The following is a 13,477-nucleotide window of genomic DNA, read 5'->3' on the forward strand; positions in this document are numbered from 1 at the left end:
TTAAAGTAACTGTAGTAGATAACGGTCAAGGTCAATTGGTTGCGACTGTAGAAAATGCGGATGCAGAACGTGTCTTCACTAACACTTATAAAGCACCAGTTCCACCGGCTCCAACAGCTACATCAGCAACACTTGCGTTTACGAAAGAATTGACTGGTCGTGCTTTGGTTGATGGTGAATTCCAATTTGAATTGTATGAAGGTACAAAACTACTTGATACAAAAACAAACCAAGGTGGAAAAGTAACATTTAATGCAATCAACTATGATGCAGAAGGTGTTCATACTTATACTGTAAAAGAAGTGAATGCCGGAGCAACTGGTATTACTTACGACACAGAAAAGACTGCAGTGGTAACAGTAACCAAAGATGCAGCAACAAATGCCTTGAAGGCAACTGTTGAATACCCAGCAGGTAGTGTCTTCACGAATAGCTTCAAAGCACCAGCAGTAGAAGCTACGATTGAAGCAACTAAGAAACTTGAAGGTAAAGAACTTGCGGCTGATGCTTATACTTTCGAATTGAAAGAAAATGGTGCAGTTGTAGCAGAAGCTAAGAATACTGCTGAAGGTAAAGTAGCCTTTGTTCGTTCATTCGAAGAAGCAGGTACTCACACTTATACCTTGGTTGAAAAAGTTGGTACTGAAGAGGGTGTTGAATATGATAAGACTGAGCACACTGTAACAGTCACTGTAGTTGCGGATGGTCAAGGTCTCTTGACTGCGACTGTTTCGTATGCGGATGGTAAAGCAGTTGTATTTACAAATAAATACACTGTTCCAAACCCAACACCGGATCCAAACCCAGCACCAAATCCAAATCCAACACCGGATCCAAACCCAGCACCAAATCCAAATCCAACACCGGATCCAAACCCAACACCAAATCCAAATCCAACACCGGATCCAGCACCAACACCGGATCCAACACCAGATCCGGCACCAACGCCAGATCCAAATGAACCAGGAACAAAACCAAATGTTCCAGGACAAAAAGAGGAACCAAAACCAACACCTCCAGCTACGGAGACTAAAGGTAAAGCTGAACTTCCAAAAACAGGTGAAGCAACATCTATCTTCTCAGCAATTGGATTTGTAGTCTTGGCATTGAGTGGACTGGTATTCTTCGTAAAACGTAAAGCTTAAGCTTTTGTAGAAGAAACATGAAACTTGGTAAGTGAGAATTCTACTTCTCTCTTAAACTTGATAGAGAAAGTCTCTAGAAAATTTATTTTCTAGGGGCTTTTTTTGTGTTTCAAAAAATTTTTTAAAAATAGTCAAATTTGGTCAAAAGTTATTGACTTTTACTGACTAATGTGATATAGTAGAAACATAAGGAAAATGAATTCCTTAAAAAACTCATTTTCAAGAAATTAGTCTTTGAGAATGAGCTATAGAATCCCAAGAAAGGGGTGAAGCCTATGTTTAATCTAACAGACTTTGAAAAGAAGATGATAAAAGGCTTATGTAAAAAAGAAAAACCAGAAATTATACGTAGAGTAGCTAGTTAGCTAGTCTAAAATTTTTAAAACAAAGGTCAAAGTTAGTCAATATCAGAGATCGTAAATAATCAATATTAAACGAGGTAAAAAATATGAACAACAACTTTAATAACTTTAACAACATGGATGATTTATTTAACCAATTGATGGGTGGTATGCGAGGATACAGTTCTGAAAACCGTCGCTACTTGATTAATGGACGTGAAGTGACACCTGAGGAATTTGCTCATTATCGTGCAACTGGGAAATTACCAGGAAATGCAGAAGTTGATGGACAAATGCAACAACAGGCTTCAGGTATGAAACAAGACGGTGTCCTTGCTAAACTAGGTCGTAACTTGACTGCAGAAGCTCGTGAGGGCAAATTGGATCCTGTTATCGGACGAAATAAGGAAATTCAAGAAACATCTGAAATCCTCTCACGTCGTACTAAGAACAATCCTGTTCTGGTCGGAGATGCAGGTGTTGGTAAGACTGCAGTTGTCGAAGGTCTAGCGCAAGCCATTGTGAACGGAGATGTTCCAGCTGCTATTAAGAACAAGGAAATCATTTCCATTGATATCTCAGGTCTTGAGGCTGGTACTCAATACCGTGGTAGCTTTGAAGAAAATGTGCAAAATCTAGTCAACGAAGTGAAAGAAGCAGGGAATATTATCCTCTTCTTTGATGAAATTCACCAAATCCTCGGTGCTGGTAGTACTGGTGGAGATAGTGGATCTAAAGGGCTTGCGGATATTCTCAAGCCAGCTCTCTCCCGTGGTGAGTTGACTGTTATTGGGGCAACAACTCAGGACGAATACCGTAACACGATTTTGAAGAATGCGGCTCTTGCTCGTCGTTTCAACGAAGTCAAGGTCAATGCTCCTTCGGCAGAGGATACCTTTAAAATCCTTCAAGGAATTCGTGACCTCTATCAACAACACCACAATGTTATCTTGCCTGATGAAGTCTTGAAAGAAGCAGTGGATTATTCGATTCAATACATTCCACAACGCAGCTTGCCTGATAAGGCTATCGACCTTGTCGATGTAACGGCTGCTCACTTGGCAGCTCAACATCCAGTAACAGATGTTCATGCTGTTGAACGTGAAATTGAGGCAGAAAAAGACAAGCAAGAGAAAGCTGTTGAGGCAGAAGATTTTGAAGCAGCTCTTAATGCCAAGACTCGCATTGCAGAATTGGAGAAAAAAGTCGAAAACCACACAGAAGATATGAAAGTGACTGCCACTGTCAATGATGTGGCCGAATCTGTGGAACGAATGACAGGTATTCCAGTATCTCAAATGGGAGCGTCAGACATCGAGCGTCTCAAGGATATGGCTCATCGTTTGGAACACAAGGTTATCGGTCAAGATAAGGCAGTAGAAGCAGTGGCTCGTGCTATCCGTCGTAACCGTGCTGGTTTTGATGAAGGCAATCGCCCAATCGGTAGCTTCCTCTTTGTAGGTCCAACTGGGGTTGGTAAGACCGAGCTCGCTAAGCAATTGGCATTGGATATGTTTGGAACCAAGGATGCGATCATCCGCTTGGATATGTCTGAATACAGTGACCGCACAGCTGTATCTAAGCTAATCGGTACAACAGCTGGTTATGTGGGGTATGATGACAATAGCAATACCTTGACAGAACGAGTTCGTCGTAATCCTTACTCTATCATTCTCTTGGACGAAATTGAAAAGGCTGATCCTCAAGTAATCACCCTTCTCCTCCAAGTCTTGGATGATGGTCGTTTGACTGATGGTCAAGGAAATACAGTGAACTTCAAGAACACGGTCATTATCGCGACATCAAATGCTGGATTTGGCTATGAAGCCAACTTGACAGAAGATGCGGATAAGCCAGAATTGATGGATCGTTTGAAACCATTCTTCCGTCCAGAGTTCCTTAACCGCTTTAACGCAGTTATCGAGTTCTCACACTTGAATAAGGAAGATCTTTCTAAGATTGTGGACTTGATGTTGGCTGAGGTCAACCAAACCTTGGCTAAGAAAGACATTGATTTAGAAGTCAGCCAAGCGGCTAAGGACTTTATCACTGAAGAAGGCTATGATGAAGTCATGGGTGTTCGTCCTCTACGTCGTGTAGTTGAACAACAAATCCGTGATAAGGTGACGGACTTCCACTTGGATCACCTAGATGCCAAACATCTGGAAGCAGATATGGAAGATGGCGTTTTGGTCATTCGAGAAAAAGCCTAACTTAAGATTTTGAGAATAAAAAAAGAAGGAACTAGCTAAAAAGCTGGTTCCTTTGTTTTGTTTAGATGATATGGCGTTCAAAGGCATCATCTGAGATTCCTTGTTCCAGGATGAGTTTCGCCCATTCTTTAGCAGAAAAGAGGCTGTGGTCCTTGTAGTTTCCGCAAGATTCGATGGTTGTTCCAGGAACATCTTCCCAAGTAGTGGTTTCAGCAATTTCCTTGAGTGAGTCCTTGATGACAGCTGCAATCTCAGCACTGGTGTGACGTCCCCACATAATCATATGGAAACCAGTACGGCAACCAAATGGTGAACAGTCAATCATGCCGTCAATGCGGGTACGGATGAGTTTGGCTAAGAGGTGCTCGATGGTGTGAAGGCCAGCGGTAGGGATAGAGTCTTCATTTGGTTGCACCAAGCGAATATCAAAGTTGGAGATAACATCTCCCTTTGGCCCTGTTTCTTCCCCAATCAAGCGGACATAGGGTGCTTTAACAATGGTGTGGTCAAGTTCAAAACTTTCAACAATCACTTCTTTTGACATGGTAAATCCTTTCAGTTTTCTTCTTTCATTATATCATAAAGACTGCTCTTGAAACAGAGAGAAAACCTCTCCAAGAAAGGAGAGGTTTGAATTTTTATTTCCGATATAGGCGATCGTATTGGTAGTAAGGGTCAAAGGTTACGTTGATACCCAATTTGCGAAGGACATTCTTGTCTTCATCGGTCAAGATGATGGTTGAGTGGGCTTCACTTCCTTTTAGATTACCCAGTTCTTTCATGGCACGCGCGGCGTCAGGGTTTTCCATAGCTGTGATGGCAAGTGCAATCAAAATTTCATTTGAATGCAGGCGCGGATTGCGGCTACCTAGATGATTGATTTTAAGTCCTTGAATTGGTTTAACAACCTCAGGCTCAATCAATTTTACTTCCTTGTCGATAGTAGCAGATTTCTTAATGGCATTGATCAAGGCAGCAGCTGTAGGCCCAAAGAGTTCAGAGTTTTTACCAGTTACGATTTCCCCATTTGGCAATTCAAGGGCCAGGGCAGGACCACCGGTTTCTTCAGCCTTTTGACGTGCTGCGACAGCAACCTTACGGTCTGCAGGTATGATACCGAGGTCGTTCATGAGAAGTTCAATCTTCTTGACAGCAGATTCCCCAACTTTTTCAGCCTTGAAGTCAAGAACTGTTTGATAGTAACGGCGGATGATTTCTTGTTTAGAAGCTTCGATAGCAGCCTCATTATCTGTAATAGCGAAGCCAACCATGTTGACACCCATGTCTGTCGGTGAAGCGTATGGAGATTCACCGAGAATGCGTTCCAACATACGTTTAAGCACTGGGAAAATTTCGATATCACGGTTGTAATTGACCGTTGTTTCTCCATAGGTTTGGAGATGGAAAGGGTCAATCATATTGACATCGTCAAGGTCTGCGGTGGCAGCCTCATAGGCCAAGTTGACTGGATGATGAAGGGGCAGGTTCCAGACTGGGAAGGTTTCAAACTTAGCGTAACCAGACTTGATGCCATTGAGTTGGTCGTGGTACATATTGGACATACAAGTGGCCAATTTTCCAGAACCAGGTCCAGGAGCGGTTACGACAATCAAGTTGCGACTGGTTTTGATGTAGTCGTTTTTCCCCATACCTTCTGGAGAAATGATGTGGTCCATATCAGTCGGGTATCCTTTAATTGGATAATGGAGATAGGAATCAATCCCGTTTTTATCTAACTGGTTGCGGAAGGCATCTGCAGCGGGTTGACCAGCGTATTGTGTGATGACAACCGAACCGACAAAGATTCCCAGTTCATTGAATTTGTCAATCAAACGAAGCACTTCTTGGTCATAAGAAATGCCTAGGTCGCCACGTGCCTTGGAATGTTCGATGTTGCTAGCGTTAATGGCAATCACAACCTCAACTTGCTCCTTCAACTCTTGCAAGAGCTTGATTTTGTTGTCAGGTTCATAACCAGGCAGTACACGAGCAGCGTGGAAATCTTCTAACATTTTGCCGCCAAACTCTAGGTAAAGCTTGCCGTCAAATTGGTTAATGCGCTCCAAAATGTGGTCGCGTTGTAGATTTAAATATTGTTCAGAACTAAAAGCTTGTTTTTTCATTTTTTTACCTCTGACCTCTATTATATAAAAAAAATGGGAGTTAGGAAACTACGGAGCTAAAAAAGAAATCAAAAATATTAGGCAAACGCTTGCACAAAGTTTTAAAAAGCGCTATCATAGATTGTAGAATATTAAAATAATGAGGTAAACAGATGCAAGAAAAATGGTGGCACAATGCCGTAGTCTATCAAGTCTATCCAAAGAGTTTTATGGATAGCAACGGAGATGGGATTGGTGATTTGCCAGGAATTACGAGTAAGTTAGACTATCTAGCTAAGTTGGGAATCACAGCGATTTGGCTTTCTCCCGTTTATGACAGTCCTATGGATGATAATGGTTATGATATTGCTGATTATCAAGCGATTGCTGCTATTTTCGGAACTATGGAGGACATGGACCAACTCATCGCAGAAGCTAAGAAGCGTGATATTCGTATCATCATGGACTTGGTGGTCAATCATACCTCGGATGAGCATGCTTGGTTTGTCGAGGCCTGTGAAAATCCTGACAGCCCTGAACGTGACTACTATATCTGGCGAGATGAGCCCAATGATTTGGAGTCTATCTTTAGTGGGTCTGCTTGGGAATACGATGAAAAATCAGGTCAATACTATCTTCACTTTTTCAGCAAGAAACAGCCTGATCTCAACTGGGAAAATGAAAAACTTCGCCAGAAAATTTATGAGATGATGAACTTCTGGATTGATAAAGGTATTGGTGGTTTCCGTATGGATGTCATTGATATGATTGGTAAGATTCCTGATGAGAAAGTAGTCAATAACGGTCCTATGCTCCATCCTTATCTCAAGGAAATGAATCAGGCAACTTTTGGGGATAAAGATCTCTTGACAGTGGGAGAAACTTGGGGGGCGACACCAGAAATTGCCAAACTCTACTCTGATCCAAAGGGTCAAGAATTGTCTATGGTCTTCCAGTTTGAGCATATCTGTCTTCAGTATCAGGAAGGGCAACCTAAGTGGCACTATCAAAAAGAACTGAATATTGCTAAGTTGAAAGAAATCTTCAACAAATGGCAGACAGAGTTGGGAGTTGAAGATGGTTGGAATTCCCTCTTTTGGAACAACCATGATCTTCCTCGTATCGTCTCTATCTGGGGAAATGATCAAGAATACCGCGAAAAATCTGCCAAAGCCTTTGCAATCTTGCTTCATCTCATGAGAGGGACTCCTTATATCTACCAAGGTGAGGAGATTGGGATGACCAACTATCCTTTTGAAACACTGGACCAAGTAGAAGATATTGAATCCCTCAACTATGCGCGTGAGGCTCTTGAAAAAGGTGTTCCACTAGAGGAAATTATGGATAGTATCCGTGTCATCGGACGTGATAATGCCCGTACCCCGATGCAATGGGATGAAAGCAAAAATGCTGGTTTCTCAACTGGTCAACCTTGGTTGGCAGTTAATCCAAACTACGAAGAAATCAACGTTCAAGAAGCACTAGCAAATCCAGATTCTATTTTTTATACCTACCAAAAACTGGTTCAAATCCGTAAGGAGAACAACTGGCTGATTCGAGCTGATTTTGAATTGCTTGATACAGCTGATAAGGTCTTTGCTTATATCCGTAAGGACGGAGACCGTCGCTTCCTAGTTGTGGCTAATTTGTCCAATGAAAAACAAAACTTTTCAGTAGAAGGAAAAGTTAAATCTGTCTTGATTGAAAACACTGTGACTCAAGAAGCAGTTGAAAAACAGGTCTTGGCTCCATGGGATGCTTTCTGTGTGGAACTGGCTGACTAAAATGAACAAACCTCAAGCTTCAAAAGCTTGAGGTTTTTTACTAAAAATTGTATTGAAAAATCTTTAAAAAATATTTGTTAGAATTTTCTAAAAAATCTGGCGAAAGTTCTTGCTTTTATGAAAAAATAGGGTATAATGGTGAAAACACTATCTTTAAGGAGATTACTTATGAAATCGAAAAAGTGGCTCTTAGGAGCAGGTGCTGTTTTGAGTGCGGCCCTACTGTTAACTGCTTGTGGGCAAAGTGAAAAGAAAGCTGATGCCCCCAAGACATTCTCTTATGTCTACGCTATGGATCCATCTTCTTTGGACTATAGTGTGACGAGCAAGAGCTCAACCTCTGACGTTATAGCAAACGTTGTTGATGGTCTTTTGGAAAATGATAAGTATGGGAACTTAATTCCATCACTTGCAGAAGACTGGTCCGTTTCTAAAGATGGTTTGACTTACACCTACAAACTTCGTAAGGGTGTAAAATGGTATACTTCTGATGGAGAAGAATACGCTGAAGTTAAGGCCAAAGACTTTGTTACTGGGCTTAAACATGCTGCTGACGGAAAATCAGATGGTCTTTCTTTGATTCAGGATTCTATCAAAGGTTTGGCAGAGTATGTTAGTGGTGAGAGCAATGATTTCTCTACCGTAGGAGTTAAGGCTGTTGATGATTATACGGTAGAATATACGCTCAACAAACCAGAGAGTTTCTGGAACTCTAAGGTCACAACTGCAACCATGCTTCCAGTTAATGAAGAATTTTTGAATTCTAAAGGGAGCGACTACGGTGCACCAACCCCATCAGGTATCCTATACAATGGTCCTTATTTCTTGAAATCATTGACTTCAAAATCAGTCATCGAGTATGAAAAGAATCCAAACTACTGGGATAAGGACAATGTCAAGATTGACAATATTAAACTAACTTTCTACGATGGATCAGACCAAGAATCTTTGATTCGTAGCTTTACACAAGGAGCTTATACAACAGCCCGTCTCTTCCCAACAAGCTCAAACTTTGAGTCGACTAAACAAGAGTACGGCGATAAGATTGTTTACAGTCCACAAGAAGCGACTAGCTACTACCTCACTGTTAACGTAAACCGCCAGTCTTACAATAAAACAGCCAAAACAGACGAGGCTCAAAAAACATCAACAAAAGAAGCTCTTCTCAACAAGAATTTCCGTCAGGCCTTGAACTTTGCCCTTGATCGTCATTCTTACACGGCTCAGTTGAATGGTGAAGAAGGTGCGGATAAAATTATCCGTAACAGTCTAGTACCTCATGACTACGTTCAAGTAGGTGAAAAGACATTTGGAGAGTTGGCACAGGCAGAGTTGGTTTCTTATGGAGACCAATGGAAAGATGTAGCCCTTACTGATGGTAAGGATACGCTTTACAGTCCTGAAAAAGCCAAGGCAGCCTTTGCGAAGGCTAAAGCTGAATTGCAGGCTAAGGGTGTGACCTTCCCAATCCGTTTGGATGTTCCAGTTGAGCAGACCGATGTCATTGCCGTTCAACAGACGAACTCACTCAAGCAGTCTATCGAATCAACACTTGGTACGGAGAATGTCATTGTCGATGTCCTTCAAATGACCGATAATGAGAAAATGAGCATTACTTCTCAAGCTAAGGTTCCAGCACAAAAAGACTACGACTTGAATGGAACTGGTTGGGGACCAGACTATCAAGACCCAGCTACCTACCTAAACATTCTTGATGCTAAGAAGGGTTCTGCCCTTAAACACTTGGGTATCACTCGTGGAAAAGATCCAGAAGTAATGGCTCAAGTAGGTCTAGACGAATACAAGAAACTCTTGGATGATGCTGCAGCTGAAACAAGCGACCTCAATAAGCGTTACGAAAAATACGCTAAAGCGCAAGCCTGGGTATCTGATAGTTCGCTCTTGATCCCAGTTGCTTCTTCAGGTGGTTCTCCAACTGTTAGCCGTACTGTTCCATTCACAAAAGCATACTCTCAAGTCGGAATCAAGGGAGATCCATTTGTGTTCAAAGGTTTGGAATTGCAAAATGATGTCGTGACTACAAAAGAATACGAAGAAGCTCTCAAGAAATGGCAGAAAGAAAAGATTGAAACAAATGCCAAATACCAAAAAGAGCTAGAAAAACACGTTAAATAATCTATAAGAAAGGAAGGTGCATATTGCTTGCGCTTCCTTTCTTTTTATTTGACTAGGTTCATCATTCATCTATAAAAGAGTCGGAAACTTTACAATTTAAGATAAATTTGATAAAATATGGCTATGTTATAAAAAGTGACATAAAGGAGTGAATGATGATCAAAATGAAAAAAAGACTCATCGGAACTGGACTTGCCCTAGCTACAGGGATTTTACTGACAGCTTGTGGACAGTCAAATACTGATACAAGCACTTTCTCATCAACATTTAGTGCAAATCCGACGACATTTAACTATCTTTTAGACTATTATGCAGATAACACTTCAGTGATTACCAATCTTGTGGATGGTTTGTTAGAAAATGATAGCTATGGGAATCTAACGCCAGCTCTAGCTGAAGATTGGTCAGTTTCGGCGGATGGTTTAACCTATACCTATAAACTCAGAAAAGATGCCAAGTGGTACACTGCTGATGGAGAAGAGTACGCTCCAGTCAAAGCCCAAGACTTTGTCACAGGGATTAAGTATGCTGCGGACAACAAGGGTCAAGCCATGGATCTCATCCAAAACTCTATCAAGGGATTGAATGACTATGTGACAGGTGCGACCAATGACTTCACAACAGTTGGTGTCAAATCCTTGGATGACTATACGATTGAGTACACTTTGACTCGACCAGAGCCATACTGGAACTCAAAGACCACCAATAGTATCCTTTTCCCGGTTAACGAAGAGTTTTTGAAATCAAAAGATAAAGAATTTGGAACCTTAACGCCAAACAGCATCCTTTACAATGGACCTTACTTGTTAAAAGATTTCACATCAAAATCTTCGATCGAATATGTGAAGAATCCACACTATTATGACCATGATAAAGTAACCATTGAAAAAGTTAAGTTAGCTTACTTTGATGGCTCTGATCAGGAGATGACCATTCGTAACTTTGAAAGTGGTGCCTATACGCTTGCGGGAGTCTATCCAAATAGCTCGAGCTATGCTAAGACAAAAGAAAAATACCAAGACAATATCGTTTATAGCTTACAAGACAAGACTTCTTGGTACTTCAACTTTAATGTAAACCGTAAGGCTTATAACCACACTGCTAAAACATCAGACCAGCAAAAGAAATCAACGCAAACAGCGATTTTAAATAAAAATTTCCGTCAGGCCTTGAACTTTGCCATCGATCGGACAGCCTATTCTGCTCAATCTAACGGGCAAGAAGCAGCAAGTAAGACCCTTCGTAATACTCTTGTTCCCCCGACATTTGTGCAGGTGGGAGATAAGAGTTTTGGAGAAGTGGTTTCTTCTAAACTTGTTCAGTATGGAACAGAATGGTCAGGAATCAACTTAGCAGATGCCCAAGACGGTTATTTCAACAAGGAAAAAGCCCAAGCAAAATTTGCGGAAGCTAAAAAGGAATTGGAAGCCCAAGGGGTGACCTTCCCGATTCATTTGGACATCCCAGTTGATCAAACCAATAAAAATGCGGTTTCTGGTATGAATTCGGTTAAACAAACACTTGAAACAGTACTAGGTTCTGATAATGTCGTCATTGATGTTCAGCAACTTTCAACCGATGACTTTGGGAATGTTGCTTTCCTAGCACCAAATCCAGCAGCTCGTGACTACGACCTAAACTTTGATGGCTGGGTTGGTGATTACCAAGATCCGTCAACTTATCTGGATCCATTTAATGCCGAAGATGGTTTTTATCTCAAAATTTTCGGTTTAGATGCTAAGGAAGACCAAGAACTCATCAAGACTCTAGGACTTGATACCTATACGAAACTTCTAAAAGAAGCAGACGCTGAGAATCAAGATGTCGCTAAGCGTTATGAAAAATATGCTGAAGCTCAAGCTTGGATGATTGATAATTCTCTGATCATGTCTACGATGTCAAATGGTGGTACTGCCTCTGTGACCAAAGTAACTCCCTTTACACGTGCCTACTCTCTAGTGGGAATCAAAGGTGATGGAAACAACTACAAGTACATGAGACTGCAAAAAGATCCTGTTACCAAGAAACAATTTGATGAAGCTAAGGCTAAGTGGGAAGAAGAAAGTAAAAAGGCTATCGAAAAGAGTCAAAAAGAATTTTCAAACCACTTAAAATAAAAAAGAAAGACAAGCTGGCACGATAAAATGCCCTTGTCTTTTTAATTTGTCATCGAGAAATGAAGTTAGTATTCTTTTAAAGTAAATAAAGCATACAGAAGTGAATGAAAACGCTGAGAATGGTGGGAATAAATGGAATTTCTTTCATAAATGTGATATAATGAACCTAATTATTAACGTATAGGGGATTAAAATGAATAGACGTTCAAAGAGAACTCGTTCTGGCAACATGAAACGAAATATTAACATAATCTTATTAACCATTTATCTATTGTTGGGTGGTTTTTTGCTGTTCTTGATTTTTAGACACAACATTTTAGCTTTTAGATACCTGAATATTATTTCTGCAGTTCTCGTTTTATTAGCTGCTTTAGTAGGACTACTGCTGATTGTTTATAAAAAAGCCGAGAAGTTTACGGTCTTCTTTTTGACGCTTGCCATCTTAGTTAGTTCATTTTCTCTCTATGCTTTGCAACAGTTTGTCGGTTTTACCAATCATATCAATTCGACGTCAAATTACTCAGAGTATTCGATTAGTGTGGTCGTTTTGAAAGATAGTGAGATCAATAATGTGACCCAACTAGATACGGTTACGGGGCCAACAGAGACAGACAATGACAATATTCAAAAGTTATTAGCAGATATTAAGGCCAGCCAAAGTAAGGACTTGACAGTTGAGAATGCGACTTCTTACCTAGCAGCTTATAAGAGCCTGCTTTCTGGTGAAACGAAAGCAATCGTCTTAAATAGTGTCTTTGAAAATATTATTGAAGCAGAGTATCCTGACTATGCTTCTAAAATCAAGAAGATTTACACTAAAAATTTGATTAAAGAAGTTGCTGCACCTAAGGTATCGAAGAATAAAGCTTTCAATATTTATGTGAGTGGTATTGATACCTATGGTCCGATTAGCTCCGTTTCGCGTTCAGATGTAAATATTTTGATGACGGTGAACCGTGATACCAAAAAAATCCTTCTCACTACAACTCCTCGTGATTCCTATGTACCAATCGCAGATGGAGGAAACAATCAAAAGGACAAATTGACCCATGCAGGGATTTATGGAGTAGACTCGTCGATTCATACCCTGGAAAACCTATATGGTGTGGATATCAATTACTACGTCCGTTTGAACTTCACTTCTTTCTTGAAGTTGATTGACCTTTTAGGAGGGATTGATGTTTATAATGATCAAGAATTTACCGCACACACTAATGGGAAGTACTATCCAGTAGGAAATGTCCACTTAGATTCTGAGCAGGCTCTGGGATTTGTTCGTGAGCGCTACTCTCTAGCAGATGGAGATCGTGACCGTGGACGAAACCAACAAAAGGTTATTGTAGCTATTATTCAGAAATTAACATCAACTGAGGCTTTGAAGAACTATGACAATATCATTAAAGGATTGCAAGATTCTCTTCAAACCAATATGCCTTTGGAAACAATGATGGATCTAGTTAATACTCAGTTAGAGAGTGGAGGAAATTACAAAGTCAACTCTCAAGACTTGAAGGGGACTGGTCGTATGGATCTTCCTTCTTACGCCATGCCAGATAGTAACCTCTACATGATGGAAATCGACGATAGTAGTTTGGCTGCTGCGAAAGCTGCTATCAATGATGTGATGGAGGGGAAGTAG

At 40.7% G+C, this 13,477-nt stretch carries 8 protein-coding genes; 6 read left to right on the plus strand and 2 right to left on the minus strand.

What is annotated here, in order from left to right:
* Positions 1-1,145, plus strand: a 1,145-nt coding sequence (locus tag ACUW6H_RS06215) for a Spy0128 family protein (protein ID WP_454363039.1), incomplete at its 5' end; no start/stop codon positions are given.
* A 448-nt stretch (positions 1,146-1,593) separates the two neighbouring features.
* On the plus strand, positions 1,594-3,699 hold the full coding sequence (locus tag ACUW6H_RS06220; protein WP_454363041.1) for an ATP-dependent Clp protease ATP-binding subunit: 2,106 nt from the start codon (positions 1,594-1,596) through the stop codon (positions 3,697-3,699).
* Between the two features lie 61 nt (positions 3,700-3,760).
* Here ACUW6H_RS06220 and ACUW6H_RS06225 read toward each other — a convergent pair whose 3' ends face one another.
* Positions 3,761-4,243 carry an S-ribosylhomocysteine lyase gene (locus ACUW6H_RS06225; RefSeq protein WP_000032556.1) on the minus strand — a complete coding sequence of 161 codons (483 nt, stop codon included), beginning with the start codon at positions 4,241-4,243 and terminating at the stop codon, positions 3,761-3,763.
* Positions 4,244-4,337: 94 nt separating this feature from the next.
* Positions 4,338-5,822 (minus strand): DUF1846 domain-containing protein, encoded by a 1,485-nt coding sequence (locus ACUW6H_RS06230; RefSeq protein WP_454363044.1) that lies wholly within the window; start codon positions 5,820-5,822, stop codon positions 4,338-4,340.
* 152 nt (positions 5,823-5,974) lie between these two features.
* Between ACUW6H_RS06230 and ACUW6H_RS06235 the strand changes: the two genes are divergently transcribed.
* The 4 genes from ACUW6H_RS06235 to cpsA all read left to right on the plus strand — a co-directional run bounded on the left by ACUW6H_RS06235 (position 5,975) and on the right by cpsA (position 13,477).
* Positions 5,975-7,585, plus strand: coding sequence for a glycoside hydrolase family 13 protein (locus tag ACUW6H_RS06235; protein ID WP_454363046.1), 1,611 nt, complete (start codon positions 5,975-5,977; stop codon positions 7,583-7,585).
* Positions 7,586-7,753: 168 nt separating this feature from the next.
* The gene (locus ACUW6H_RS06240; protein ID WP_454363048.1) at positions 7,754-9,721 is read left to right on the plus strand and encodes a peptide ABC transporter substrate-binding protein; all 1,968 of its coding nucleotides are present in this window, start codon (positions 7,754-7,756) and stop codon (positions 9,719-9,721) included.
* Positions 9,722-9,876: 155 nt separating this feature from the next.
* Complete coding sequence (locus tag ACUW6H_RS06245) at positions 9,877-11,838, plus strand: peptide ABC transporter substrate-binding protein (protein WP_454363050.1); 1,962 nt, start codon at positions 9,877-9,879, stop codon at positions 11,836-11,838.
* A 193-nt stretch (positions 11,839-12,031) separates the two neighbouring features.
* Positions 12,032-13,477, plus strand: coding sequence for an LCP family glycopolymer transferase CpsA (cpsA, locus tag ACUW6H_RS06250; RefSeq protein WP_454363052.1), 1,446 nt, complete (start codon positions 12,032-12,034; stop codon positions 13,475-13,477).

It is taken from the genome of Streptococcus sp. 151470009-6, from assembly GCF_053628175.1.